Origin of the sequence: Streptomyces sp. NPDC059499 (assembly GCF_042749285.1) — a bacterium.
Classification (GTDB): domain Bacteria; phylum Actinomycetota; class Actinomycetes; order Streptomycetales; family Streptomycetaceae; genus Streptomyces.
Genome location: NZ_JBHYTT010000012.1, coordinates 163780 through 189997, shown reverse-complemented (window position 1 = coordinate 189997; position 26218 = coordinate 163780). Strand labels below are relative to the sequence as shown.

Here is a 26218-nt window from a genome sequence, read left to right as displayed (position 1 = left end):
CCACCCGGCGCCCGGTTCCGCGGCCCCCCAGCCCGCCACGCAGCCGGCCCCCCCCCCCCCCCCCCACACCCCCCCCGGGCGGGCTGCCCCCCCCCGTGATACACCCCCCGACCCGGGCACGTGCTGCTCCGTCGGCGGCTCTGTCTCCGGTGACCGTTACGCCGGGTCGATGCGGGAGATGCTCCCGGCAATGCCGAGCACGTACAGCTCCCCCTTGCAGCCCTCCACCAACGAGACGGTCTCGCCGCCGTTCACGCCGAGGTCGCTCACGCCGGTCACCTTGCCGTTCTTCATCTGCAGGGTGCGAACGGTGCCGTCGCAGTAATCGCTGAACACGTACTGACCCTTGAGGTCCGGGATCGCCTTGCCCCGATAGACGAATCCGCCGATCACCGAGCAGCCCAGGCCGCTGCGGTCGTACTCGTGGACCGGCGGTACGTGGTTCGCGGGCTCCGTGGCGCCCCGGAAGGGGTGGGTGCCCTCCATCCGGGACCAGCCGTAGTTCTCGCCGCCCCTGCTGTCGGCCGGGGCCCAGTCGATCTCCTCCCAGTCGCTCTGCCCGACGTCACCGATCAACAGGTCGCCCGTACCCGCGTCGAAGGAGAACCGCCACGGGTTGCGCAGCCCGTACGCCCAGATCTCGTCCCGGGCGCCGGGGTCGTCGACGAACGGGTTGTCCGGCGGGATCGCGTACGGCTTGCCGCCTCTCGGGTCGATCCGCAGCATCTTGCCGAGCAGCGTGTCGAGGTTCTGCCCGTTGCCGTGCGGATCGCCGCCCGCGCCGCCGTCGCCGAACGCGATGTAGAGGTAGCCGTCGGGGCCGAACTTGATGTCGCCGCCGTTGTGGTTCGAGTAGGGCTGCGTCTGGGTGAGGACGGTGCGTCGGGTGTTCGGCTGGATCTTGCCGCCCCGTACGGCGAACTCGTCCACGGTGCTGGTTCCTTCAAGGTTCGTGAACGAGATGTAGAAGTGCGCGAACCTCTTGTCGAACGCGACGCCCAGCAGGCCGCGTTCACCATCGGTGGTGGTCTCGCCGGAGATGTCGAGGACGGGCTCACCGAGCCCCTTGGGGCCCAAGACCCTTACAGTGCCCGCACGTTCGGCAATCCAGACCGTGCCACCGGGGCCGGCGGCTCCTGCGGACGGATTCTGGGCCGTGGCGACCTTCGTGAGCGTGACCTTCGCTGCCTGACGTGGGGCGACGGGCTCGTCGGCGGACGCCGTGGTCAAGGCGAGGGAAGCCACGAGGCAGATGGCGCCGATGATCGCCGAGCTTCTGGTGCGAATGTTCACCGTGACTCCTAGAGGCGGCGAACGGGGAGGTCACCCGGCTGCTCGGGGGAGAGGCAGATGGGGTCGCCCGCGCCGGCACGCAACCTGGGTGGGGGAAGAGTGTGCTCCTGGCCACGGATGAGGATACGGGGGGCAGTGATGGTTGGTATAGACCAAGGCATCGTCCGTCTGCCGGGCATTGAACCGGCGGACGGACGGCGCTGTGGCCGGCGGCCCCTGCTCCTGGTCGACAGCGGGTCGCGGTGCCGTGTTCGCCATCGGCCTCGCTGCGCCGGACCTGCCCCGGCCACAGGTCACCGCCCCGATGGGGGCGGGGCTTCAGGCCGTCAAGAGGGCGGGGGGGGGGGCTCCTCGATCCGGTGCTGCCTCGCGGTTGTGATCCGGCAGGGAAGCAGGTCGACTTGGCCGCGGCCGTCGAGGCGCGAACGTGTCTCGACCTCGGTCACACGTCGTCGCCGCAGGTGCCGGGCCGGGGAACGAAGACTGTTTCCAGCAGGGTGTGCAGGGAGTCCCGCTCCTCGTCGCTGAGTCTGTCCAGCCCCTCCTGGGTGGTGCGCATCTTCGCGCGAATCGCGTCGGCGACACGCTCGCCCTCCGGGGTCAGGAGGACGTTCTTGATGCGCCGGTCGCAAGGGTTGGGTTCGCGGCGCACGAGGCCGCGCTTCTCCAGCCGGTCGACGATCCCGGTCATGTTCGAGGCGTCGCAGGTGAGGGTGTTTGCCAGGGCGCGCATCGCGGCGGGGCCCCGGCGCAGCACGGTCAGTGCCTTGCCCTGGCTCGCGGTGAGGTTCTCGCTCGCTGCCGCGACCGTGAAGTCGCCGTAGTAGGCACCGAGGGACACCGAGAGCAGCTCCATGAGCCGGGCCGTGTCGACGCGGGCAGTTCCTGTCATGGGAGCCACTTTACCCAGGAAACTTGACAATCTCAAATATTTAGATCTACCGTCTTTCTATTGCTTGACGTTATCAACCATCAACATTATCAAGTACCTGCGAGGAGCACCTCCGTGACCGTCACCGCGTCTTCGGCCCACCGTGCGGCCGAGATCCTGTCCCGGCCCGTCACGCTGAACGGCCTGACCGTCCCGAACCGCATCGTGATGGCGCCGATGACGCGTATGTTCTCCCCGGGCGGCGTCCCCGGTGAGGACGTGACGTCGTACTACGCCCGTCGCGCCGCCGCGGGTGTGGGCCTGATCGTCACCGAGGGGACCTACGTCGGCCACGAGTCGGCCGGGCAGAGCGACCGCGTGCCGCGGTTCCACGGTGAGGACCAGCTGGCAGGCTGGGCGAAGGTCGCCGACGCCGTTCACGCGGCGGGAGGCACGATCGTCCCGCAGCTGTGGCACATCGGCATGGTGCGCAAGCAGGGCGAGGCGCCCTACGCCGACGCCCCGGCCGTCGGTCCCTCCGGCATCCGCGTCGACGGCACGGAGGGCACCGGCAAGGCGATGACCCGGCAGGACCTGGACGACGTCATCGGCGCCTTCGTCGATGCCGCCGCGGCTGCCGAGCGCATCGGCTTCGACGGCGTCGAACTGCACGGTGCCCACGGCTACCTCCTCGACCAGTTCCTGTGGGCGACGACGAACCGCCGTACCGACGCCTACGGCGGCGACCCCGTGGCCCGTACGAAGTTCGCGGCCGAGATCGTGGCAGCGGTCCGCGAAGCCGTCTCGCCCGGCTTCCCGGTGATCTTCCGCTTCTCGCAGTGGAAGCAGGAGGCCTACGACGCGCGGCTCGCCGGGACCCCGGAAGAGCTGGAGGCGATCCTGGCCCCGCTTGCCGCGGCCGGCGTCGACGCCTTCCACGCTTCCACCCGCCGCTACTGGCTCCCCGAGTTCGAGGACTCGGACCTGAACCTGGCGGGCTGGACCAAGAAGCTCACCGGCAGGCCCACCATCACCGTCGGCTCGGTCGGCCTCGACGGCGACTTCATCCGCGCGTTCGCGGGCGAGGGGGCCGCGGTCGGCAGCATCGACAATCTCCTCGACCGCTTGGAGCGCGACGAGTTCGACATGGTCGCCGTCGGCCGCGCCCTGCTCCAGGACCCGGAATGGGCCGCGAAGGTCCTGGCCGGCCAGGTCGACGGGATGAAGCCGTACGACGCGGCGGCCCTGAAGACGCTGAGCTAGTACCGCGACGCAGGGCGGCGGACCTGCGGTGATCCTTCGCGCATGCCCAGAGCGCGAAGGATCACCGCATTCCTGTTGCCACCCCCGCAATCGGCCCCCGAATCTCAGCAGCGCCGACGCGGCCCGGAAAACCTTTCGACGGCCTTGTGGAGTCCTGACACAGTGGCTGCACCATGCCGAACTTCGCGCTTGTGACCGCCGCGGACGTGCAGCTCATGCAGAGTCTCGCGCAGCGTGTCACTGCCACCCGCCCGGACCTCGTCAACAGCGACGCGACGTTCGGTGAGCTGGCTTGGAACTGGGGCAAGGGGCATTCGGCCGACGGCGCACACTGGCCGCGTGGCCTCTGGTTCTCCGGTGGGGATCTGGTGGCGTGGAGCTGGGCCTGGCTTCCGCGCCGGGTGGGGCTGAGCGACGGGTCGGTGAGGGACGTCAGCAGTGCCTACCTGGCGTATCAGGTACACCCCGACCACGCCGGGCTGGTGGACGAGGTCATCGACTGGTACGACGGTACGGCGGCGGACGTCGAGCGTACGGTGATGCCGAGCGCCGCCGATGAGTTCGCCCTGAAGCGATGGGCGGCGCACGGCTACGGGACCGACCCGGACTCGCTCGGCGACGCCGGGACCTGGACCCAGCTCAATCAGCGCGACCTCACCGACCTGGAACAGCCGGTACTGCCCGAAGGATTCCGCTTCCGCACCGCCGCCGAGGCGGGGCCGGAGGCCGCGGTCCAGGCCCATCTCGACGCATGGACTCCCTCGACGTACACGGCCGAGGGGTACGAGGGCGTCCGGCAGACGGCGGCATACCGCGGTGACCTCCACGTCCTGGTGGAGGCGCCGGACGGAACGATGGCGTCCTCGACGATCATGTGGCTCGACGAGGCGAACAGGACGGTTGAGTTCGAACCGGTCGGGACGCATCCGGACTACAGGCGTCGAGGGCTGGGAAGGGCCATGCTCCTGCACGGAATGCATCGGGCGCGGGCTGCGGGGGCCACGCGTGCGATGGTCGCCTGCCTGGGTGCGCCGGGTCATCCCCAGGCACGCGGGCTGTACTACGGCGTCGGGTTCAGGGAGTTCACGCGAGACGTGCCGCTCATCAGAACCAGGACCGCAGGCTGAGCACCCGTCGTTTCGGGGAGCCCCCGTCGAGCCACGTCGGCTCGGGTAACGACCTGACGGAAGGGCACCCCTGTTTCGAGCGTGGTCGAGAGTTCGGGGGGCGGAGTCTTCGACATGAGGAAGGGACGAGTGTGTCCGGCGAACGGCTCGACTCGGAGTGGGTGCGTGGCTGGTGTGAGCAGACTGCTTCGGCGATCAGAACTCTGACGTCGTCGTTTCTCAGGACACACGGGTTTCCACCAGGTGAGAACGTCGTCGCTCTCGCAACGGACGAGGGCCACAGGGCGATGGATGCGCTGGTGGACATGACACCGACTCCTTCCGACCTCACCACCCTCTACCGGGTCCTCGGCGAGGTCTCCTTGCCGGACGTCGGCAACGGGTACTTCATCCACCGATCCTCCACGGTCGCGGAACACTTCCGGCAGTACGGACCCGTCCAGATCAACGACGAGCCACCCGCTCTCGTGTTCGCCAGCGACGGCGGCGGCCACCTGTTTGCGGTGACCGGGAGCGGGCGAGTGTGGAGGTCGACCACGGCCTCCTGGTTTCACGACTTCGAGGTCGACGCGGCGAGCATCCAGGAGTTCCTGGAACACATCGGCAGAAGGGTCGCCGAGCCGAACTGACCCACGGTGTGCGCGCTTTCGACGGCGAGGGTGTGGTCGTCTGCATCGGCATCGGCCCAGTCGACACCGAACCATCCTGGAGTGGTGTCGTCGTCCTCCTCCATCTGACTCAGCCACGTCAGGTAGGCCGCCCAGAACCCCGGCAACGACAGCAGTTCTTCCCCCGCCACGACCGGAGCATTCCCCAATCCCTCTGTCAGCACAGGCCCAGACACTCACCCGCCTATGACAGCTCGGTAGCTCCACCGAGCAGCACTCTGCGAGGCAACGATCCACCGACGTGACACCCACGCGGGCGGGCAGATCCCGGGGCTTACGCTCCCGGGTATGACCAAGTTCTTTGCCACAGTGTGCCTGCCCCCGACCGCGCCTCGGAAGGTTCCTCAAGCCGTCGCTGCCATCATGGCGCCCTACGACGTCAACCTCACCGATGAATGGAATCCGGTCGGCCACTGGGACTGGTGGGCCATACACTCCAGCACGGGCAATGCCTACCTCGTGCTGCCTCCGCACGACGGCGACCGCAGGCTCGTCACGGCCTCAACCGTGCCGCGCAGGAAAGCCAAGCTCGATGCCCTCGGGCCACTGGAATGCTACGGAGGGCCTCGGGGTCTGCTCGACTTCGACGGTATGCGTAAACGCGCGGTCCGCACGCAGGACGCCCAGCTCACCGTTTGGAACGAGCTGACCGCGATACATCCGCCGGCCCGCCCGCTCACCGACTTCGTGGCTCGCCACGAGGCCGACCCCGAAAGGTACTCCCTGGCAGACGCCAAGGAAGAGCATCTGGCCCAGCCGCTGGTGCAGGACGTGGCTCAACGAGCCGTCGCAGGAGATCCGCACTTCGGCACGTCGTTCCTGCTCAACGATCCGGTCGCGTACTTCGCGCAGGAACACGAGGAAACCCGGCTGTGGTCGGTCCGGTGCGCAGTGCCGGGCTTCGCCCTGGTCACCCTCGATGGCGAGTGGATGGACGCGGACGCAGACGGATACTGGGAACAAGCCAACCGCTATCTCGACGACCTCGACGACCAGGCCGTCGTCCTCGACCTGCTCTGTCACTCCTGAGTCGACACGGTGACAGCGAGCTGCTGCCCGGGAACTGAAGTCGATCGTCGAGGCCTGCCGGACTACCCCATACCCTGCTCACGCGAACCCCGTGACCAGTACCGCGCCCAGCCCCGGTTTGACCTTGACACGGTGACAAGGTCTTCACTCCTTGCCAGGAGGTGATCTCGATGACGATCACGAATCAGGACACGGATGCGGTACGAGCACTCCGGGGCTTGGAGGACGACCGTTCGTCCGTACGACTGCGGGCCGCTCTGGCCGTCGGTACGACGCCCGACCCGCGCTTCGTCGCCAAGCTCATCGAGCGCTGCGCGGTCGAGCCCGAGTTCTTCGTCCGCGACATGCTGACCTGGGCGCTCACCAGGCACCCCGTGTCCATGACGCTTCCCGAGCTGCTCCGCGAAGTCCGCTCGAAACGGGGGCAGGCACGGAGCCAGGCGCTGCACACGCTGTCCAAGATCGGGGACCCGCAGGCGTGGCCGGCCATCACACGGACGCTCCTGTCCGACGCCGACGACGAGGTGGCGCGGAGCGCCTGGCGGGCCGCGGTCGTGCTCGTACCGGACGGCGAGGAGCCCGCGTTGGCCACGGTGCTGGCGACGCAGCTCGGGCGCGGCGGGCGGGAGACGCAGCTGAGTCTCAGCCGGGCGCTGGTCGCGTTGGGTGAAGCGACGGCGTCGGCTCTGCATGCTGCGACGACCGCCTCCGATCCGCACGCGCGTGCGCACGCGCTCGCGACAGAAAGGCTTCTGCGCGACCCTGATGCCGGATTCGAGTCCGCCATCGAGGAGGCGAAGCGCGTCGTGGCTCTCGGCGGGTCCGGCGAGGAGGGACGATAGGGCGTGTTGATCGGTGAGGTGGCGCGACGGTCCGGGGTCAGTGCCCGCATGCTTCGGCATTACGAGTCGCTGGGTCTGGTGCGTCCTTCAGGTCGTACCGGCTCCGGCTACAGGGAGTACTCCGGGGAGGACATCCGGCGGATCTTCCACATCGAGAGCCTGCGGTCGCTGGGTCTGTCACTGCGTGAGATCGGACGCGCGCTCGATGATCCCGGCTTCGCGCCCTCGGCGCTCGTCGGCGACCTCATCCGACAGACACGCGAACGCATCGCGGCGGAGACCGAACTGCTCACGCGGCTGCGTCGGATCGATGCCGCGGACCCCGCCGGCTGGGAAGACGTCCTCCACGTCGTTGTGCTCCTCCAGGCACTGGGATCGAAGAGTGCCGACGCGCGCCAGCGCGCTGCCCTCTCCTCGGCCGGCGAGGTTCCGGTGCCGGTGGAGGCCCTGGTCGACGCGGCTCTGAGCGAGACGGACCCGAACGTTGCCGGGGCCCTTCGATGGGCGCTGGCGCGAGCGGGCGAGGGCGGCTCGGCACTGCTCGCGGAGGGCCTGCGCTCACCGGTGGCGGCGGTGCGTGAACGTGCCGTTCGGTCTCTCGCCGAGATGCCCGATGCCGAGGCCGCCGAGGGGCTCCGGGATGCCCTGGCGAACCCCGACGTCGTGGTCCGCGGGTATGCGGCTCTGGCACTCGGGACACGTGGCATGGCTGATGCGGTTCCTACGCTCATCGACATGATCGTGGAGGGAAGGAACGACACCGATGCAGCCGATGCGCTGAGCGTGCTGGCGAGCGACCCCGTGGCGGCGGATCAGATCGCGACGGGCCTCGTCGACCGCCTGGCCCACGACACCGCTGAAGCGCCCGCACGCGGACGGTTGACCCAGGCTCTCGCAGGCATCCCGGGGACGAGGGCGTCACGGGCACTCGAGGAACTGGCGCACGACGTGGACCGTGCTGTTGCGGTGACTGCGGCGTACCTTCTGCAGCTACGCGACGCACGGTGACGGACCGATCCGCCGATCCCACCCGGCTCGGCCAAGCTCCGCCGCCACTTCCCCGCGGCCCCGGCCTCGACCCGGAAAGTAGCCTCAGCAGCTAGCGGACCGGGTCCTCGTCAGGCTGTGAAGACAACGGGTGTGGGCGCAGGACCATGAGTGAGGCCTCCGCAGTCGCCACCATGGCAAAGGGGAAACGGTCGAGCTCGAGACAGAGTGCGACATCGTCGGGATGGACTCCCTGGCGCACACCCTCCGCCAGTTCGGCGGCGGCGCGCGACGAGGCAGCGCGGCGGAGGAACTCGGCAGCATCCGTCCCGTCATCAGCGGCTCGTCGAGCGATGTACTGGGCGCACGCCAGGTCTTCATCGGCCCGTCCGTCTTCGCCGGTGACCACGAACGTGACGCTGTCGCTCCTGCGCGTCCGCAGGAGCCGTGCCGTTGCCTCCGCCACCACGAAGCCGGCGCACAGCACCAGCGACGCCTCCTTGACCGCGAGGGCACCTACCGTCCCTGCCGTGGTCTTGTGCACAACGGTCCGTCCGCCGAGGTCGATGGACCGCAGCAGGCCCGGCGAGTTGACGGTGTCGAACCCGGGCGCGGGCGGACCGTCCTTGATCGCCACCCAATCCGGGTGGCGGGCCTTGAGGGCCAGGGCTTCGTCCAGCGACTCGGCAAGAACGATCTTTTCCGCACCCTGGGCGAAGGCCCAGGCAGCCACGGTGAAGGCACGCATGACGTCGACCACGACCGCGACGGCCGGGGTCTCGACCAGATCAGGGATACCGAGGAAGCGAGTGTCCATGCCGGTCATGATCGTGCACGTCCGACCCGAGGCGCCCGAAGTATGGTGCGCATCACAATGACCGCCTCGGTCGACAAGTAGTCCCGCAACGAGACGCAGGCGCAAGGTCGAACTCGCCGCCAGAACTGCCCCTTGGGGGATGGCTGTGCGCGTAGGCATGTGTGTGCGCATCGAGGGCCTGGTCAGGACCGTGGGCGCGACGCGGAACGTCGGCCCGCGGACGGCGAACTGCACCGGTCGACCGGGAAGGTGTCACGTTCGTGGCACTCAGTCGAGACAGAACTCGTTGCCCTCGACATCCTGCATGCCGAGGCACGACTCGTTGTCGTCGTCGGCAGGCAGTAGCCGCCCGCGCACCGCGCCGAGCGGGATCAGTCGTGCGCATTCGGCCTCCAGTACGGCCAGACGCTCCTCACCCACGAGTCCGGTGCCGACCCGCACATCAAGATGCACCCGATTCTTGACGACCTTGCCCTCGGGAACGCGTTGGAAGTACAACCGCGGGCCCACACCCGAGGGATCACTGCACGCGAACCACGAATCCCGCTCCTCGGGCGGCAGCGAGCTGTTGAAGTCGTCCCACGTGGCAAAGCCCTCCGGGGGCGGCGGTACGACGTATCCCAACACCTCACACCAGAAGCGGGCGACGCGCTCAGGGCTTGCGCAGTCGAAGGTGATCTGTACCTGCTTGATCGACGTCATCGGCCCACCATAGATGCAGGTTCCTTCGTAGTCGCGACGGGCCTGCGGCCGGCAGGACGGGGTCATGTGCGATCGGCTCTCGGACCGCGAACTGCCGGAAATCCGGGCGACAGTCACCGCCCCGGCTGAGACGCTGACCCCCATGACCACGCCGCTGACCGCGAGACAACGACTTGCAGGGCTGCGCAGGTACGCGGCCGTGACCGGTGAGGACTTCACCGGTCAGAACCTTGCTTCCGCTCGCACATCGCAACTGCGGTTCACCCGCTGCACGTTCACCGGGGCAGATCTACGCCACGCCACCCTGGACGGGTGCTGGTTCAAGTTCTGTGACTTCAGCGGCGCAGACCTGCGCGGTGCCTCGTTGCGTGCGGTCGGCCTCGCGGGGTGCGACCTGCGCGGTGCTGATCTGCGCGACAGCGATCTGACCGACGCCGAGTTCGGCAGCGTGAACACCGGCGTGCCTCCGTTCGGGCTGACCGACATCACCGGCGCCCGGTTCGAGGGAGCGTCCCTGCGCAATGTTCGAGCGGAGGATGCCATCGGATGGCCACCCCGGCGGTGAGCCGGGCAATGGCAGGAACGGAGCCCGGGCTACCCGTCGTTGGGTGCCGCCCCCTAGGCTCGTGATCATGACGAACGGATTCAGCGACCAATTCCTGCTCGAGGCGGAACGGCACTCCGTCTGGGGCGCAGCACAGCTCGAGACGCTCATGGAGTTCCTTCCCGAGGCGCCGTGGAGCGCGGACCTGCCGACGTGTTCGTACCAGCAGGGGGAGGTGCAGCTACGGATCGGTGTCCTTGGGACGTACGACATGGAGGGGGGTTCCTGGCTGTGGGGCTGGGCAAATCCGGGGCTCGGCGGGAGTGAGGCCGTGGCGTTGTCCGCTGCCGTGGCACGGTACGGGCAGGCGCACGGGATTCCTGAGTTCACCGCTGAGGAACTCGACCTGTCCGGGTTCGACGACCCTCGGCGCGCCGCCGAGATGCTGGCCTTCGCGGGGATGGGGGTAGCCAACGCTCCCGGATACATAGGGCAGCCTGCCGGGCCCGGCACTCAGGTGTACTTCCTGCCCGACGATCCGAAGGTACCGAGCGCCGAGCTCGATCCGGTGGCCCTGCCGCGTGTGCTCATGGCCGGGGTCTCTCTCATCGGGCGTTCGCCCAGGCAGGCCGTCACCGGGTACTTCGAGCACCACGGGGTGTCGCAGCGCGTGGAAGGCGACCGCCTGATCGCCGATCTGCCGACCGGGAACGCCGCCGTGGTCTCCTTCGACCGGCTGGGCCGGATCGACAACATCCGGCTCACCGTCAGCGGCTGACCGGAACCTGGTCGACGATGACGCGCACGGAGCCGTGTCCGGTCTGGGGCAGGGAAGGGAGTGCAGTCATGTCAACTCCGGTAGTTGATCACGCTGTTGTGGGATTGCGAAGACGGTAATGGGGGGTAGCCACGGAAGTATCCCGTCCGCAGTACTTCCACGCCTACTGTGACCGGCATGACCATGGGGGACGAACTACTTCTGCTCGCGGTGGGGACCGGCCGACGGCATCCGCGGATTCGGTCCGAGAGCCGGCTCCGGATCGCTTTGAGCGCCGCGGAGCTGGCCGAACTGTGCCTGGCCGGCCGGATCGCCTTTTCCACCCGCCGGATCGAGATCCTCGACCCCGCGCCTGTCGAGGACCGCCGCCTGAACAACGTCCTGCTCGGCCTCGGCCGGACCGTCCCGCCGCCCTCCCTCCACGACTGGCTGCGCCTGACGCCTCGGTCACTCATCACCGAGTACTTCTCCCGGCTGGAGGACCAGAAGGCGCTGAGGTCCCGCCGCCGACGCGACGCGGGCGGACGTACCAGGCACGACATCCTCTCCGTCGACCTGACCCGCTGCCGCGGCGTGCTGGACCGTCTCGACGCAGTGGCTCGCTCGGGCCCCGGGATGCCGCCCGCCGAACCGCACGACCTCGCTCTGGCCGTCCTGGTCCGGGTGGCGGACATCGCCCCTGCCGTGTACCCCGGTGTACGGGGCGCCGCAGCCCGTCGTCGCCTGGCCGCCCGTACTGCGACGGGCAGCGCCCTCCTCGCCTCCACGCAGGCGGCTGCCCCGTTCGGCGAAGGAGACGCCGGGGCTCCGGTCGCCCAGACCTTCCTACCCGCCGGTCAGCTCGCGAACGAGCTCGCCAACCTCTACGCCGACGTCACCACCGGCGACCAAGGGCTGGCCCACTACCTGGACTCGGGCGGTTGGTCGGACGGTGGCTCGGGCACTCACCACGACTGAGGCACCGGCTCTGCGAGCTCACCAGGCGGCAGAGTCCCCTTGGTAGGGTGCGCCGATGTCGGCGATCAAGAGGTTCCAAGTCACCTTCGACTGCGCAAGCCCTGAGCGTCTCGCTCGCTTCTGGTGTGAGGTGTTGGGGTACGTCGTACCGCCGCCCCCGGAGGGCTTTGCCACGTGGGACGACTTCAACAGCTCGCTGCCGCCCGAGGAGCGGGATTCGTGGTTCGCGTGCAGTGATCCCTCGGGTGTGGGCCCGCGGTTGTACTTCCAGCGCGTTCCCGAGGGCAAGGTCGTCAAGAATCGGGTGCATCTTGATGTGCGGGTCGGCACCGGACTCGTGGGTGAGGAGCGTCTGGCCGTGCTGGAGGCCGAATGCGCACGGCTGATCCCGCTCGGCGCTGTACACGTGCAAACGCTGTACGACGGCCACGACGCGTGCATCCCGATGCAGGACATCGAGGGCAACGAGTTCTGCATCGACTGACCACCCTCCACGTCTCAGAAGTGGAACCCGTGAGGGTCGAGAACCTGGTGGGGGATAGGGTCGGCTACATGGCAATACCAGCGCTTCGCGCAGTTGAGGCGGACGGGACGACTTGGGACGACCCGTCCGAGGACCAGCTGCATGACCTGCTCGCTGACATGAGCCTCACATGGCGATTCGTCATCGTGCGACGCCTCGATCTGGAACCCGCCGACCAGCACTACATGCAGGTCTTCCTCAACGACGACCTCAGCTACCAGGTGGAATACCGTGAGGGAGGGCCGGACAGGCACTTCCAGACGCGGGTACCCCGCGGGCGCGGCGTCTTCACGGTGGAACCTGCGGCCGAGGTGCTCCAGGGCTGGGTCTCCGAGCGGCCCGGTTGGCGTGAGGCGTATTCCTGGGTCCCGTGGTCACCCGAAGAGCCATGCGCCCGTCACCATCCCCTTGCGGCCAATCCTTGATGGCTGAGGCCGGAACAGTCGCTTCGAAGTGGCGTCATCGCTCCGGCTCAGGTAATTGAGTTCCGGTGGCTCCGGTCACCATGCGTTGATGACCGGTGTGTCGGGTTCGTGCTGCCGCCAGGCCTCGTTGAGGCGCCCCAGCCGGTCGGCGGCGGCAATGCCCTGCAGGGACGCGACCTTGCTGTCCCTGACTTCGAACGCCACGGCGCCCACGACCCGGTCGTCGATCACGGCCAGGATGGCCGGGGAGCCGTTGACCAGCGCGATGTGGATCGAGGGCGAGCCGCCGGCCAGCCGCCGCTTCGCCGGCGTGGGTTTGAAGCCGGCCCGCACGTAGGCGGCGACCCGCTCGCGCGTCCTGTACTCCAACAGCCGCTTGCTCAGTCCGGCGCCGTCCGAGACCGCTGTGACGTCATCCGTGAGCAGCGCGACCAGGCGTTCGACGCGCCCCGACGTGGCAGCCGTGAGGAATTCCTCGACGATCCGGCGCGCGGACGCGGGGTCGGTCTCGCCGCCGCGGGGACGCTCTGCGGCGACCCGGATCCGGGCCCGGTGGACATGCTGCTGGCTCGCGGACTTGCTGATGTCGAGGATCCCGGCGATGTCGGCGTGGCTGTACGAGAAGGCCTCACGCAGGACGTAGACGGCCCGCTCGACCGGCGAGAGGCGCTCCAAGAGGGTGAGTACGGCCAACGAGACCGATTCGCGCTGCTCGAAGGTGTCGGCAGGGCCGAGCATCGGATCTCCCTCGAGGAGCGGCTCGGGCAGCCAGGCACCGGCCACTCGTTCGTGGCGTGCCTGAGCGGATCTGAGCCGGTCGAGGCAGAGATTGGTGACGACCTTGGTCAGCCACGCTTCGGGCACCTCGACCCGTTCGCGGTCTGCGGCCTGCCAGCGCAGGAACGTGTCCTGTACGGCGTCCTCTGCGTCGGCGGCGGAGCCGAGCAGACGGTACGCGAGCGAGGCCAGCCGGCCCCGGCCGGCCTCGAACGTCCCGATGGCTGCGCTGTCCATGCGGAACAGCCTATGCGGCGGTCCTCACGCCGGCCCGGTCAGGCGCGGCGGCCAGGCGGCGCCTGCGCTTCGGCATCCCGAAGGTCGGGTGGGCGATCCCCCACCCCGCCCCTTTGAGCACGCCCGACTTGAGCCGCGCGGCGGTCCGGCCGCCCAGGTACCAGGACTTCGACCGGACGTCGCCGCCCACCATCTGGAAGATCGCGTCCCGGCGCCCGAGGCTGATGTGGTTGCCGTAGTACTTCAGCCCGGTGGTGGGGATCTTGCTTCCTGTGAGTCGCGCGATGATCGCGGCGGTCGCCTGCATGTTGGTGAAACCGGCCGAGGCGCAGGACATCGGCAGCGGCCGGCCGTTCTCGCCGATCGCGTAGGCGCAGTCACCGGCGGCGTATACGTCCGGGTGCGAGACCGAGCGCATGGTGCGGTCGACGACGATCTGGCCGGTCTCGGCGACCTCCAGGCCGCCGGCTGCCGCGATGGAGTGCACGGCGAACCCGGCCGACCACACGGTCACGTCGGCCGGGATGGACGTGCCGTCGGCGGCGATCGCCCGTGTCGGCTCGACGGCTTCGATGCTGGTGTGTTCGCGGACGGTGATCCCGAGCCGGTCGAAGGCCTGCCTCAGGTGACGGCGGGCCTTGGGGGAGAGCCAGGCGCCCAGTTCGCCTCGGGCGGCCAGCGAGACCGAGAGGTCGGGACGGGACTCGGCGAACTCGGTGGCGGTCTCGATGCCGGTCAGCCCCTCACCGACGACCAGTACGGTGCCGCCCTCGCCCAGGCCGGCCAGGCGGTCTCGCAGACGCAATGCCGAGGACCGGCCGGTCACATCGAACGTGTGCTCGGCCACGCCGGGGACGCCGTGGTGGGCCACGGAGCTGCCGAGTGCGTAGAGAAGTGTGTCGTAGGCCAGCTCGCCCTCGCCTTCCTCACCGGTCACGGCGACGGTTTTGCGCTCGGGGTCGACGCCGGTGACGCGCGCCAGGCGAAGTCGTACCCCGGTGCCCGCGAATACGTCGGCGAGCTTGCTGAACGCGAGGTCCTGTCCGATCGCGAGCTGGTGGAGCCGCATCCGCTCAACGAAGTCGGGCACGGCGTTGACGACGGTGATCTCGGTGTCGGACGGGGAGAGCCGACGGGCCAGGTTCCCGGCGGCGAAGGCCCCTGCGTAGCCGGCGCCGAGTACGACGATGCGGTGCTTCATGACGTTGCTCCTGTCTCGTTCGCGTGCCCCTTGAACGAGATGGCGCCCGGATTGCTGACAGGAGTCGAATGTGACGTGGGTCACCTGATCGAAGTGGGCGGCTGGGCTGCTGCAGATGCGCCGGAGCCGCACGCACTGCTCGCGAGGAGCGCCTTCGCCGTGCTCCCCGCAACGGCGTCAGGTGTCCGAGGGTGACGTCGGTGCCGCATGCTCGGCCCGCTCCAGCCAGGTCATGTACCAGCGGGCGAAGGTCACCGGTTCCCTGTCGTCGTCGAGGAGTGGCATGAGGTCGATGTCGTCCGCTCGGCGGTCGGACCAGACCGTCCCTCGGTGGCGGCCACTGATGATCAGCCACTCCCTCTGGGCGCAGCCCAGATGAGAGATCGGGATGGCGCCGGATGTTCGCTCGGGCGCGAATATGAGGGCGGCCCACAGCTCATCCCATGCTTCGAAGGCGTCGTCGAAGTCCTCGATCTCATCGAACTCCTCTTCCTCGGGGCGCTGGGCCAGGAGCTCCTCGAGCGCCTTGGGATCCGGACCCTGGTCAGGGAATGGCTCGGAGACCGTGGAGAGGTCGGCCAGGTCGGCGCCGTCGCCCTCCCAGCGCCACCGGCCCTGCACGCGCCGCACGTGGAAGAGGCCGTAAGCGGGACCGGCGCCGCCCGCGGCGACCTGGAGGAGGAAGGCCCGGTACTCCGCAGGCAGCCTCACACCTATCTGCTCTTCGAGCTCGGCGACACCGCTTTCGGTGAGCGGCTCCTCCAGGGTCCACCGGTGCCCGAGCGACCCGAACACCTTGCTGCTCGCCGACTGGGCGCCCAGCGCGCCGACTCGGTCGCGGATCCCTGCCCACTGATCAACCATGCGCAGACCGTATCCGCCACCACTGACACCAGCCGGCGTCGGCCCTGCCGGGGGTTGGTAGGCCCTGTCGCGCTCAGGCGGGCGAAGCGCTCGGTTGCAGGCGTCCAAGCCGCTGTCTCGACCACGACGGCCGCATCATCGACGGTGAGTCGTCCCCTCCTGCCGGTACTCGTAGCCGGTGAGTGGTCACGCTCTCACCGGCCGACATGACGAGGCCCGGCCACAGGCGATCGTGGCCGGGCCTGCGTCGGTGGCCGATCAGGATTTCGGGCAGAGCGTCTTGCGCAGCCCGAAGTTGATGTGCTTTCCGTCGTCGTCGGTCAGCGTGATGCCGTCGTAGGAGAACCGCTGTGCGGCAGTGTGGTCCGGATTCGTCGCGCCTCCATCGAGGGCCGCGCACTGGTTGCGGGCCGCGTCGATAGCCTTGTCCTCGTCATGGATGAGGTTGCCGTTGACGTCATGGATGGCCGCGAGGACGGCGGACCTTTCGGCGCCGGTGGGCTCGGGAGGTATGCCGACGTTCTCGGCGGTGCCGCTGTTGTCTGCGGCACTCGACGCCTTGGGCGCGGTGCTCTTGACCGTGGCGGCCTTGTTGTCGCCGCCCTTGTCGCTGCTGCACCCAACGATGGTGACGGCGAGTACGGCGACGACGGCCGCGGTGGTGCGGATACGCATGATCCCCCCTGGTGTGACACGAGTGGACTCATGGTGTGGCAGGTGGGGCGCGTCGGCCGCCGCGGTGACAGTGCCGTGACAGGCCACGGACGCGTTTGAAGCGATCCGCTCCTCGACTGCGTTTACAGGCACGGGAGTTCACCGCCGGCGCCGATGTGGGTCCGCCGCACACCCCCTTCGGTCACCGATGCGCATGTCTTGCATGATCTATCGAAACTCGATAGATTGCCATCGAAATTCGATGGAAGGATGAGTCATGGGAAAGCTGGCAGTGCGCGCGCTGCGCGCCGTGCTCGCGGTGGTGCTTGCCGGCACCGTGTGTGTGCAGGCATTGATGGTGTGGGTGTTGGTCAGCGGGAGCGACCCGGAGGACGGGTCGCTCCCGCTGACCCCAATGCGCCTGATCACTGTGCTCGGCATGATGTCGGCACAGGTCGCCCTGGTCTGCGTATGGCGCCTGGTCACGATGGTGCGACGCGGAACCGTGTTCTCCCACACCGCCTTCCGGTACGTGGACGGCGTGATCGGCGCGATCGTGGCGGCTGCCCTCCTCTGGTTCGCGGTCACGGCGATCAATGCGCCGGGCCAGCGGGAGGACCCGGGCGTCACCGTCATCATGGGCGGAGTGGGCCTGGCCATCCTGGGTGTCGCGCTCATCGTGCTCGTGCTGCGGATGCTGCTCGCCCAGGCCGTCGCGCGCGATGTCGAGGCGGCGCAGATGCAAGCCGAACTGGACGAGGTGATCTGATGCCGATCGCCGTCGACATCGACGTGATGCTGGCCAGGCGGAAGATGTCCGTGGGTGAGCTCGCGGACCGCGTAGGGATCACTCCTGCCAACCTGGCGGTACTCAAGAACGGCCGTGCCAAGGCGGTGCGCTTCGCAACGCTCGCGGCGCTCTGCGAGGTGCTCGAGTGTCAGCCTGGCGACCTGCTGCGCTGGGAGGCCGAGGAGGCAGCAGGCGGCGATGTGCCCCAGGGCGGGCGGGAATCGCTCGGCACCACCGGCCCGTGACACGGCACAAGGGCCGGTTCTGTGCAGCGACAACCTCCCAGCGGGTCGCACGGAACCGGTTCTGTCCGGTGGTCTACGCAGGAATGAGCACGGTCACCCATTCCGCTTCATATGGCCGGTACCCGTAACGGTCCCTCAGCCCTGAAACGATCGCCGGGACGTGGCCTGCTCCGTAGACGATCGCCACCCGGATCGGCTCGTCGCCGCGCTCCGCGTGTATCTCGCCGAGCGCGTCGAGCAACCGCTGGTCGCGCCGATCCGTGATCGCGTGGATCACAGGGTCGTCGGCCATCAGCTCCGCCCGCAACGTCGACGGCAGATCCTCGACCACCAGGTCTTCGTCGAGGAAGGCGCGCGGACCGCGCAGCGCGAACACCAGGCCCATCACCGGAGCCGAGATCATGAGCAGCCAGTACATTCCCCGCGGCAGTGTCCTGAGGTCCGCGCTCGCCTCCTCCGCGGTCACATCCGGGTTGATGACCTCCGCGCCCTCGGACAGGAGCAGCTCTGCGCGCTGCTCCTGCAGGCCGTTGCGCCGCCGAAGAGGGGCGAACCGGTAAGCAAGCGTGAGGGCACTCACTCCGACCGAGTCACCCCGGATTCCCTCCATGACTATGAGGTCGCATTCCCTGAGCCGGCGCCTGACCTGGGAGTAGAACGTCGGCGAAGCCACATGCAGCATCGGGAAGATCACGAATTCGAGTGGGGAACCCTTTCGCCGCATGGTGATCACAGCGGATCGGACGGCGTACCCGGTCACCTCGATGATCTGCATGATTCCCCCGCGAACCCGGCCCGGTTGCTCGTCCACCCGTACCAGGACACGAGCCCGTCCGGCGCGGTGGTTCCCTTTCGGCGGAAGTTGCTGCCGGACTGGCTTTGAGGACCCATGGGCCCTCCAACCTCCTTGCGGCTCGCACGGGTTGCGCATACGTGGCGGAAACCGACCCCTGTGCAAGGAGACGGGAACTGGGCCCTGTTGTGCCCGGACGGGTTACCCGTACCCTCCCACCAGCCGTCGGCGCGGGCAGGTCCGTGCAGCAAGGGAGGGATTTCGTTCTCCAGGTGTACGTCGTGGTGTCACGAACCCACCCCCTGCCGGTACCCCGGGACCGCTGTCCTTGGGGCGCCCCCGATACCCCCCACCACCCCAGAGGTCGTCACCCATGACAGAGCTTGACCGTCGCAGGTTCCTGCAGATCGCCGGAGGCACCGCCGCCTTCGCCATGCTGAACGAGAGCATCGCGAGGGCCGCCGCCATTCCGGCGCAGGGCAGCACAGGAACGATCCAGGACATCGAGCACGTCGTCGTCCTGATGCAGGAGAACCGTTCCTTCGACCACTACTTCGGGGCCATGAAGGGGGTACGAGGCTTCGGGGACCCCCGGCCCGTCCTCCAGGACAACGGCAAGTCCGTCTTCCACCAGTCCGACGGAACGAAGGACATCCTCCCCTTCAACCCGCAGGTCGCCGACCTCGGGATGCAGTTCCTGGAAGGGCTCGACCACGACTGGGCCGGCGGTCATCAGGCCTACAACAACGGCAAGTACGACAAGTGGGTACCGGCGAAGACGGCCACGACCATGTCGCACATGACACGGAACGACATCCCGTTCCACTACGCCCTTGCGGACGCCTTCACCGTGTGCGACGCCTACCACTGCTCCTTCATCGGAGCCACCGACCCCAACCGCTACTACCTCTGGTCGGGCCACACCGGCAACGACGGCACGGGCGGTGGCCCGGTCCTCGGCAACCAGGAGGCCGGCTACGGCTGGAAGACCTACCCCGAGCGGCTGGAGTCGGCCGGCGTCTCCTGGAAGGTCTACCAGGACATCGGCGACGGACTGAACGCCGCTGGGTCCTGGGGCTGGATCAACGACGCCTTCCGCGGCAACTACGGCGACAACTCCCTGCTGTACTTCAACAACTACCGCAACGCACAGCCCGGCAGCGCCCTGTACGAGAAGGCCCGCACCGGCACGAACGCCAAGGCGGGCGAGGGGTACTTCGACCGGCTGCGCGCCGACGTGGTCAACGGAACCCTCCCGAAGGTCTCCTGGGTCGCGGCACCCGAGGCATTCAGCGAGCACTCGAACTGGCCGACGAACTTCGGTGCCTGGTACATCTCGCAGGTCCTGGACGCGCTGACGGCGAACCCCGAAGTCTGGGCGAAGACCGCCCTGTTCATCACCTACGACGAGAACGACGGCTTCTTCGACCACGTGGTCCCGCCGTACCCGCCGGCCTCCTCCGCCTGGGGCCTGTCCACAGCTGACGTGTCGAAGGACCTGTACAAGGGCGGCGGGGGATACGCGGCGGGTGTCTACGGGCTCGGTCCGCGCGTTCCGATGATCGTCGTCTCACCGTGGAGCAAGGGCGGCTACGTCTGTTCCGAGACCTTCGACCACACCTCGGTGATCCGCTTCATGGAGAGGCGCTTCGGGGTGCAGGAGCCCAACATCTCGCCCTGGCGCCGCGCCGTGTGCGGGGACCTGACGTCGGCCTTCGACTTCACCCGCGCCGACCCGGCCCCCGCCGCGCTGCCCTCCACGGCCGGTTACGTGCCGCCGGACAAGAACCGCCACCCGTCCTACCACCCGACGCCGCCGGCCACGGGCACCCTCCCGAAGCAGGAGGCCGGCTCCAAGCCGACCCGCGCCCTCGGCTACAGCCCGTACGTGGATGGCCGGGCCACCGTCTCCACCGGCAAGTTCACCCTGACCTTCGCCGGCGGCCCCGCCCTGGGCGCCCACTTCCACAGCACCTCGGGCAACCGTACGGACGGCCCCTGGCCCTACACCGTCGAAGCGGGCAAGACCCTTTCGGACACGTGGAGCACCAGCAGCTCCACCGGCAACCAGATCAATCTGACGGTCTGGGGCCCGAACGGCTTCGTGCGCACCTGGAAGGGCCCGGCGAAGAAGGCCGGTCCCGAGGTCACCGCCCGTCACGTCGCGGCCAACGGCAACCTGACGCTCAGCATGACCAACTCCGCCTCGGCCGCGGTCAACCTGACGGTGACCAACGCTTACGGCGGCGCGGCCCAGGCCTTCAAGGTCAACCCCGGTGCGACCGTCTCCCACACGGTGGAGCTGCGTGCCACCGCCCGCTGGTACGACGTCAAGGTCGTCTCCGACGCGGACCCCACCTTCCTGCGCCGTTTCGCCGGTCACGTGGAGACCGGGGCCCCGGGTGTCTCCGACCCGGCGATCAGGACAGTCTGAGCAGCACTCGGTGAGCGCGTCCCCGTTCCGGGACCGGCGGGTCGCGCTCACCGGGTCTCACCGTCGACCGAACCGCCCCGCCCCAGCTTCGTCATGCATCAGTGCTCGTTGAAGGACCCGTGCCGCCCGGCCCCGGCCGAGAACCGTGCCGCGCCCTCCATGCTGTCGCCCAGCACGCGCGTCCCCTGGCGGAGTTCGACCTGCATCGCGGCTTGCTCGTCGAGGCCTTCCTGGTCGAGTACGGAGCTTCGGTCGGCCCGGAGGCAGGCCTGCGGGAAGCCGGCGATGGAGGCGGCCAGAGCCTCGGCCTCCGCGCGTGCCCGGCCCGGTGGGACGACACGGTTCGCAAGTCCCATCTCGTACGCCTCGGAGGCCGCGACCGGGCGGCCGGTGAGGATCATGTCCATCGCACGGCTGGTGCCGATGAGGCGGGGGAGACGTACGGTGCCGCCATCGATGAGCGGTACGCCCCAGCGACGGCAGAAGACGCCGAAGACCGCGTCCTCCTCGGCGACCCGTAGATCGCACCAGAGCGCCAGCTCCAGACCGCCCGCGACGGCGTGACCGGACACCGCCGCGATCACCGGCTTGGACAGCCGCATCCGCGTCGGACCCATCGGCCCGTCGCCGCCCTCGGTGACGTGATTGCCGCGCTCCGTGGCGAGCTCCTTGAGGTCCGCGCCCGCGCAGAACGTGCCGCCCTCGCCCCACAGGACCGCCACCCTGGCCGTCTCGTCCTCCTCGAACGCCCGGAAGGCGTCAGCGAGTTCCGCGGCCGTCGGACCGTCCACCGCGTTCCGGACCTCGGGCCGGGAGAGTACGACTGTGGTGACGTGTTGCTGGCGTTCGATCCGGACCGGCATCGCGAGGACCCCTTCATGTGGCGAGGCCAGCAGGTTACTCCCGAGTCACACCAAAGGGGTCGGACCACCGGGGCCAGCGCCCCAAGCCGCCCCATCCCGCCGAACCCCTCACCCCGCCACCCGCCCGGATCTACCATTCGGTCAGGACGGCGACGTTCTGCCCACACCCTCGGGGAGCCACTGATGACGACACCGGCCACCGACCACACACCGGACTATCCGCCGCGGACCCCGCCTCCGCCGAAGCGGCCGCTCTCCCCGCCCCGCCCGGACACCGCGAGCGAGCATGAGGACGTGGCAGAGGGGTGGATGCCGGAGCGGTCCGGGCGGCGCGGGGTGGGGATGGTGAACCGGCGGGGTGCGAACTGGGTGCTGGAGTCCGCACCGTGGGCTGCGGGGAAGGCCCGGACCGCGATTGTCGGCCAGTTGCAGAAGTGGGGCTACCGGCCGGCCGCGGGCACGGTGACGGCCTTGGAGGCGGTCGTGACACTCCTCGTCGACGCGGCCACCACCGACCCCGGAACCCGCATCACCGTCCACCTGTCCGACCAGGAGGGTCAGGCGTGCATCCTCACCCTCTCCCACAGCACCTCCCTGACCTCGGGGCACGAGGACGGTGGGGACGACGTTCTGCACCGGATCACCGCCCACCCCTCGGTCTCCGGATGCGGGACGGACACCGGGCCGGACGGTCGCCGCACCTGGGCCGTCCTCGGGCTCTGACCCGGTAGCTCACGGTTAAAACCCGTGGTGCACCCGAAACCTCCGGGTCGATACTCGCTACTCATGAGGCGTAGTGATCCCGGTGGAGACATGTCGGCCAACCCGGCCTTACGACGAGTACTGGGACGGCTCGGCGGCCCGGAACTGCTGGACCTGCTGAGCGATGATCTGTCCGCTGGTGATCTGACGACATTGCTGCTCGAGGTGTTCCGGCGACGGGCGGACAGGCTCGCGCCCGCGGAAGTGATGCGGCGCTACCGCAGCGATCGATTCGTCGCACCGGCACCGACCGGCTTCACCGAACTACGCCGCACCGAAGACGCCTTGATATCCGCGTTGCCCGACGCATTCGAGGTTCTCGTACTGGCCCCACTCCTGCCGCTTGCAGCTCATTCGTCCGTCGCGACCGTCGATCCGCGCAAGGTGATCGCAACGGTTCGCGGCAGCGAGGTTGCCGCCGACCCGACGAACGCATTGGCTCTCGAGGCATCCCTGCGACGTTCACCGGCCCTTGCCACTGATCCTCGTTCACCCGAGCTCGTCCGGCTGGCAGCCAGCCAGCGAGTGACTCGTGCACAGCACTTCAGCGCTCCCGGGATGCTGGCCCACTTCCAGATCTTCGGCCTGGTGACCGCCGGCCGGGACACCGGCAACCGCTCCTTCGAACGCCGGCAGTTGGCCGAACACCTGCGGTTCGCCGTCGCGGCACTGGCTGCCGTCGGCGTGCAGCACACACAGGTCCGGCTCACCTGCCTGGAGGACGCCGGCCGTCCGGTCGTCGAAGGGATACGCGATGAGTTCGCCGGACTGCCGGGCCTCACCGTGATCGAGGACAACGACCGGACGACCGGACGCGGCTACTACACGGGAATGTGCTTCAAGATCTACGCCGGTACTGAAGACCACTACCTGGAAGTCGCCGACGGCGGATTCGTCGACTGGAGTCAACTCCTCATCGGCAACCGCAAGGAACGCCTCCTGATCAGCGGCTTCGGCGTCGATCGCCTTGCTGGTCTCCGTCGATCAGGAACGCCCCCGGAGGTTGACGGCCGGTGAACCCGGGGCCCGCCCGCCGGCATCCTGCGGGCGAGGACCTCTCGTCGGTCCTTTCAGCCCGTAGCGGCGTTGAGGAGGTCCAGAACGCTCTGCTGGCAGCCGTAGTCGGTGGTGGTGTTGCCCCCGGCCCAGTGCGGGCCGTACTGGTCGAGCGGGTTGCGGTTGCGGTCGTAGGCGCTGTTCGCCCAGCGAGTGAGGGCCGAGGCGTACGGGCGGTCGGACAGCTGGCGGTTGAGGGTACCCAGGCCGCGTACGTAGGCACCCTTGAAGCTCGGGCCGTCTCCCGTGCAGCTGTCGCTCTCGCCGGGTTCGCGCAGGACGCCGTCCGTCTGGAGCCGCACGGAGGATGCGTCGGCCAGGCCGCGGGCAGTCGTGAGCAGGCCGGAGTCGCCGGTGGCCCTGTGGAACTCCGTCAACGCGCCCAGGATGACACCCTGGTTGTACGTCCAGGTGGGCTGACCGTTGTTGACGCATGAGTCGCTGAGACCGTCGTTGATCATGCGGTCACCATTGATCATGCCGCTCTGCCGGAACCAGCTCCATTCGTTCCTCGCCCGCTCCAGGTAGACCGTGTCGCCCGGAATGCGGTTGTGCAGGGCGGAAGTCAGCTGGAGGAAGAGCTCGTTGGTGATGGCGTTCTTGTAGTTGCCGTTCGTGCTCCACCGGACCCCGCCACCACAGGTGCTGTTCCAGTTGGCGTACATGTGGTCCGCGTCGGCCCGCGCGGTGTCGAGGTACCGGCGGTCACCGGTCAGGTCGTATGCGGCGATCCAGGCCAGGCCCCACCACCCGGTGTCATCGAGGTACTCGTTCCTGAACTGCCCTCCCTGCGCGTTCAGGTTCTTCTCGTAGGTGTCGGCGATGGCGTAGGTGTAGCTGCCCATGCCGCTGATCCGGATGTTGTCGATGATCGCGGTCAGTGCATTGGCGGCTGTCCACCAGCCGATGCCGCCGAAGAGCTTGGTGCCCCGGTCGTACGACATCATCAGGGCGGTGGCCGCCGCGGTGCTCCTGCTGCCCGCGTTCCAGGTGGTGCGCGCCCAGGGCGTACACGCGATGGAGCCTCCGGCCGGCTGCCCACAGGCTCGAAGGGCGCCGACGCCTTGAGTGTTCCAGTCGTCGACGTTGTACATCTGAGTGCGCCAGCCCCGCCCTCCCGCGGGCACCGCGGTGTCGCCGAGACGGCTTCCCGACGCCCAGGTCCGGCCACCGTCCATGGACCGGTCCAGCCAGACGCGGTCGTCGGGTCCGCCGTTGTCGATGGATGCCCATCCCATCGCGTCGGCGTCGTCGAAGTGCAGCGCGACGGATCGCGAGGAGACCGTGGCGGTTACGGGGACACGGTCCTGAGGACTCAGCCCCGGATCCCGCGCGTCGCAGTACTTGTTGCACACAACTGCCGGAGCCGCCGCGGCAGTCGAAGGCAGCACGCCGACCAACAGAGAGGACAACGTTGTCAGAGTCGAGAGGAAGGCGATGGACGCAGTTCTCGGTGGCTTCATGGAGGAGGCTCCTGAAACGTCTGGTCGCGGTGTGGGGTGCGCCGCCCGAGAAGGAGAGCGCTCTCCGAAGCTAGTCAAGCGGCATGGTCACGTCAATAGATCGGGCCACTCGCCGTGTCGCGGTCGTAGGGCCGCGCTTGATGGGTTGCACTGTTTCACGCCAACGGCGGGGAGCTGCAACGCGCCGAAGTCTGCACTCCTGGTGGACTCGGCGCCCTGTGACCGAGTGCCGTAAGAGGCCATCTTCCGTGGCGAATTGGTATCTCTTGGACCGTTGTCGTTGCTGTGGTCGGTAGCATCAGCCTCAACAGACGTTTGAGACACAGCGAAAGCCGAGGACTGCATGTCCGAAAATACTCCTACGTCCACCATCAGCGCGGACTACACACAGCGGATCACCGAGGATCTTGCGGCGAACCGGCGAGAGCAGGACCGGGCGCGTGCCGAGTTGACCCGTCTGCAGGACGAGCTCATCCAGCTGGAGGAGGGCGAGCAGGTCCTGGTCAAGATGCAGGAGGTACTGGGCGGTTCCGCAAGGCCGGAGGCGCCCGAGGCCAAGGACCGCAAGGAGGCGTCCGTTCCCGCAGCTCGCCGGCCCAAGGGCAAGGCGGCATCGGAGAAGAAGGGGCGTGAGCCGAAGTCCCGGGCGAAGACCGTCCAGGAGCTTCCCGCCAACGAGGTCGCGGCATCCAAGGGCCCCGGCGAGCCGACGTGGCGTGAGTTGGTCACCGGCTATCTTGCCGGGCAGAGGGAACCGAGGTCTGCCGCCGAGGTGGCCGCTGCCCTGACCGAGTCGTACCCCCAGCGCAAGACCCAGGTCGCGGTGGTGCGCAACACGCTTGAGCAGGGGGTCGCCAATGGGCTGCTGGAGCGCTTCAAGCAGGGACGCTCCGTCTATTACAGCCCTGTCCCGGAGTCCGCTTCCGTCGCGAACCATGACGGGGCCGGCGAGGCCACACCGTAGGTCCTGCCCTTCCGCTCGGCCCTGTGCAGCTGCGGTCCAGAACCCCCGTACCGGTCGGAGCACTTGTTGTACGCGGGTGTGTCGGGTGGCCGGCCGCGATCGAGCCGTAGTGGCCGAAGTGCTTCGCTGCGATGTCGACGGTCGCCGAGTCGGCCGCAGCGCCCCGCTGTCGCAGGCACCCGCGAGTGGCCGCGTAGTCGAGCATTCGCACTCAGAGTCCCTGTCCGGAGAAACGGCGGCGGGGCGCTTCGGCGTCACGTCCCCGCCGCCGTCACCGGCCCGGTGTCGC

28 protein-coding genes are annotated in these 26218 nt (G+C 68.5%); 17 read left to right on the top strand and 11 right to left on the bottom strand.

The annotated features are described in order from the left end of the window. Positions 1 to 156 precede the first annotated feature (156 nt). Together ACFW9O_RS26245 and ACFW9O_RS26240 are read right to left on the bottom strand one after the other, a co-directional pair. Positions 157 to 1293 carry a PQQ-dependent sugar dehydrogenase gene (locus tag ACFW9O_RS26245; protein ID WP_384612629.1) on the bottom strand — a complete coding sequence of 379 codons (1137 nt, stop codon included), beginning with the start codon at positions 1291 to 1293 and terminating at the stop codon, positions 157 to 159. Between the two features lie 442 nt (positions 1294 to 1735). Then, positions 1736 to 2185 carry a MarR family winged helix-turn-helix transcriptional regulator gene (locus ACFW9O_RS26240; protein WP_384612627.1) on the bottom strand — a complete coding sequence of 150 codons (450 nt, stop codon included), beginning with the start codon at positions 2183 to 2185 and terminating at the stop codon, positions 1736 to 1738. A gap of 114 nt (positions 2186 to 2299) precedes the next feature. Between ACFW9O_RS26240 and ACFW9O_RS26235 the strand changes: the two genes are divergently transcribed. The 6 genes from ACFW9O_RS26235 to ACFW9O_RS26210 all read left to right on the top strand — a co-directional run bounded on the left by ACFW9O_RS26235 (position 2300) and on the right by ACFW9O_RS26210 (position 8101). Further along, entirely contained in the window at positions 2300 to 3427 is a 1128-nt protein-coding gene (locus ACFW9O_RS26235) for an NADH:flavin oxidoreductase (protein ID WP_384612625.1), read from the top strand. Between the two features lie 173 nt (positions 3428 to 3600). Continuing rightward, positions 3601 to 4554 carry a GNAT family N-acetyltransferase gene (locus ACFW9O_RS26230; protein ID WP_384612623.1) on the top strand — a complete coding sequence of 318 codons (954 nt, stop codon included), beginning with the start codon at positions 3601 to 3603 and terminating at the stop codon, positions 4552 to 4554. A 305-nt stretch (positions 4555 to 4859) separates the two neighbouring features. Continuing rightward, complete coding sequence (locus ACFW9O_RS26225) at positions 4860 to 5183, top strand: hypothetical protein (protein WP_384612621.1); 324 nt, start codon at positions 4860 to 4862, stop codon at positions 5181 to 5183. A 327-nt stretch (positions 5184 to 5510) separates the two neighbouring features. Next, positions 5511 to 6251 (top strand): hypothetical protein, encoded by a 741-nt coding sequence (locus ACFW9O_RS26220; protein WP_384612619.1) that lies wholly within the window; start codon positions 5511 to 5513, stop codon positions 6249 to 6251. A gap of 170 nt (positions 6252 to 6421) precedes the next feature. Further along, entirely contained in the window at positions 6422 to 7093 is a 672-nt protein-coding gene (locus ACFW9O_RS26215) for a HEAT repeat domain-containing protein (protein ID WP_351176024.1), read from the top strand. A 3-nt stretch (positions 7094 to 7096) separates the two neighbouring features. After that, complete coding sequence (locus tag ACFW9O_RS26210) at positions 7097 to 8101, top strand: MerR family transcriptional regulator (RefSeq protein WP_384612617.1); 1005 nt, start codon at positions 7097 to 7099, stop codon at positions 8099 to 8101. Between the two features lie 91 nt (positions 8102 to 8192). On the opposite strand, the gene ACFW9O_RS26205 is transcribed toward ACFW9O_RS26210, so the two are convergent. Beyond that, the gene (locus tag ACFW9O_RS26205; RefSeq protein ID WP_384612616.1) at positions 8193 to 8897 is read right to left on the bottom strand and encodes a 2-phosphosulfolactate phosphatase; all 705 of its coding nucleotides are present in this window, start codon (positions 8895 to 8897) and stop codon (positions 8193 to 8195) included. Between the two features lie 267 nt (positions 8898 to 9164). Continuing rightward, positions 9165 to 9599, bottom strand: coding sequence for a VOC family protein (locus tag ACFW9O_RS26200; RefSeq protein ID WP_351176018.1), 435 nt, complete (start codon positions 9597 to 9599; stop codon positions 9165 to 9167). 142 nt (positions 9600 to 9741) lie between these two features. Here ACFW9O_RS26200 and ACFW9O_RS26195 point away from each other — a divergent pair, with 142 nt between their 5' ends. From ACFW9O_RS26195 to ACFW9O_RS26175, 5 genes are all read left to right on the top strand, one after another. Then, entirely contained in the window at positions 9742 to 10164 is a 423-nt protein-coding gene (locus ACFW9O_RS26195; protein ID WP_384612614.1) for a pentapeptide repeat-containing protein, read from the top strand. Between the two features lie 67 nt (positions 10165 to 10231). Further along, complete coding sequence (locus ACFW9O_RS26190) at positions 10232 to 10921, top strand: DUF6882 domain-containing protein (protein ID WP_384612612.1); 690 nt, start codon at positions 10232 to 10234, stop codon at positions 10919 to 10921. Positions 10922 to 11098: 177 nt separating this feature from the next. After that, positions 11099 to 11878, top strand: a complete 780-nt coding sequence (locus ACFW9O_RS26185) for a GPP34 family phosphoprotein (protein ID WP_384612610.1) — start codon at positions 11099 to 11101, stop codon at positions 11876 to 11878. A 55-nt stretch (positions 11879 to 11933) separates the two neighbouring features. After that, positions 11934 to 12362 (top strand): VOC family protein, encoded by a 429-nt coding sequence (locus ACFW9O_RS26180; RefSeq protein ID WP_384612608.1) that lies wholly within the window; start codon positions 11934 to 11936, stop codon positions 12360 to 12362. Between the two features lie 68 nt (positions 12363 to 12430). Beyond that, complete coding sequence (locus ACFW9O_RS26175; RefSeq protein WP_384612606.1) at positions 12431 to 12826, top strand: hypothetical protein; 396 nt, start codon at positions 12431 to 12433, stop codon at positions 12824 to 12826. A gap of 75 nt (positions 12827 to 12901) precedes the next feature. Here ACFW9O_RS26175 and ACFW9O_RS26170 read toward each other — a convergent pair whose 3' ends face one another. From ACFW9O_RS26170 to ACFW9O_RS26155, 4 genes are all read right to left on the bottom strand, one after another. Then, positions 12902 to 13840, bottom strand: a complete 939-nt coding sequence (locus ACFW9O_RS26170; RefSeq protein ID WP_384612605.1) for a sigma-70 family RNA polymerase sigma factor — start codon at positions 13838 to 13840, stop codon at positions 12902 to 12904. Positions 13841 to 13850: 10 nt separating this feature from the next. Then, positions 13851 to 15041, bottom strand: coding sequence for an NAD(P)/FAD-dependent oxidoreductase (locus ACFW9O_RS26165; protein WP_384612603.1), 1191 nt, complete (start codon positions 15039 to 15041; stop codon positions 13851 to 13853). A gap of 177 nt (positions 15042 to 15218) precedes the next feature. Next, positions 15219 to 15905, bottom strand: coding sequence for an SMI1/KNR4 family protein (locus ACFW9O_RS26160; protein WP_384612601.1), 687 nt, complete (start codon positions 15903 to 15905; stop codon positions 15219 to 15221). Between the two features lie 258 nt (positions 15906 to 16163). Further along, entirely contained in the window at positions 16164 to 16580 is a 417-nt protein-coding gene (locus ACFW9O_RS26155) for a hypothetical protein (protein ID WP_384612599.1), read from the bottom strand. 256 nt (positions 16581 to 16836) lie between these two features. Between ACFW9O_RS26155 and ACFW9O_RS26150 the strand changes: the two genes are divergently transcribed. Further along, positions 16837 to 17328 carry a DUF2975 domain-containing protein gene (locus ACFW9O_RS26150; protein ID WP_384612597.1) on the top strand — a complete coding sequence of 164 codons (492 nt, stop codon included), beginning with the start codon at positions 16837 to 16839 and terminating at the stop codon, positions 17326 to 17328. Continuing rightward, positions 17328 to 17594 (top strand): helix-turn-helix transcriptional regulator, encoded by a 267-nt coding sequence (locus tag ACFW9O_RS26145; RefSeq protein WP_351175996.1) that lies wholly within the window; start codon positions 17328 to 17330, stop codon positions 17592 to 17594. The genes ACFW9O_RS26150 and ACFW9O_RS26145 overlap by 1 nt, the downstream gene beginning before the upstream one ends. Positions 17595 to 17667: 73 nt before the next feature. Here the strand turns inward: ACFW9O_RS26145 and ACFW9O_RS26140 are convergent, their stop codons facing one another. After that, complete coding sequence (locus ACFW9O_RS26140; protein WP_384612595.1) at positions 17668 to 18369, bottom strand: hypothetical protein; 702 nt, start codon at positions 18367 to 18369, stop codon at positions 17668 to 17670. 391 nt (positions 18370 to 18760) lie between these two features. Here ACFW9O_RS26140 and ACFW9O_RS26135 point away from each other — a divergent pair, with 391 nt between their 5' ends. Then, entirely contained in the window at positions 18761 to 20821 is a 2061-nt protein-coding gene (locus ACFW9O_RS26135) for a phosphocholine-specific phospholipase C (protein WP_384612593.1), read from the top strand. 98 nt (positions 20822 to 20919) lie between these two features. Here the strand turns inward: ACFW9O_RS26135 and ACFW9O_RS26130 are convergent, their stop codons facing one another. Beyond that, entirely contained in the window at positions 20920 to 21684 is a 765-nt protein-coding gene (locus ACFW9O_RS26130) for a crotonase/enoyl-CoA hydratase family protein (protein ID WP_384612592.1), read from the bottom strand. A 183-nt stretch (positions 21685 to 21867) separates the two neighbouring features. On the opposite strand from ACFW9O_RS26130, the gene ACFW9O_RS26125 reads away from it, so the two are divergent. After that, on the top strand, positions 21868 to 22407 hold the full coding sequence (locus ACFW9O_RS26125) for a hypothetical protein (protein ID WP_384612590.1): 540 nt from the start codon (positions 21868 to 21870) through the stop codon (positions 22405 to 22407). Between the two features lie 90 nt (positions 22408 to 22497). Further along, positions 22498 to 23463, top strand: coding sequence for a hypothetical protein (locus tag ACFW9O_RS26120; protein ID WP_384612588.1), 966 nt, complete (start codon positions 22498 to 22500; stop codon positions 23461 to 23463). Positions 23464 to 23516: 53 nt separating this feature from the next. Here the strand turns inward: ACFW9O_RS26120 and ACFW9O_RS26115 are convergent, their stop codons facing one another. Continuing rightward, a complete protein-coding gene (locus tag ACFW9O_RS26115; protein ID WP_384612586.1) occupies positions 23517 to 24965 on the bottom strand; it encodes a glycoside hydrolase family 76 protein in 1449 nt (482 codons plus the stop codon). Positions 24966 to 25308: 343 nt separating this feature from the next. Between ACFW9O_RS26115 and ACFW9O_RS26110 the strand changes: the two genes are divergently transcribed. Further along, positions 25309 to 25929 (top strand): hypothetical protein, encoded by a 621-nt coding sequence (locus ACFW9O_RS26110; RefSeq protein ID WP_384612584.1) that lies wholly within the window; start codon positions 25309 to 25311, stop codon positions 25927 to 25929. Positions 25930 to 26218: the final 289 nt, after the last annotated feature.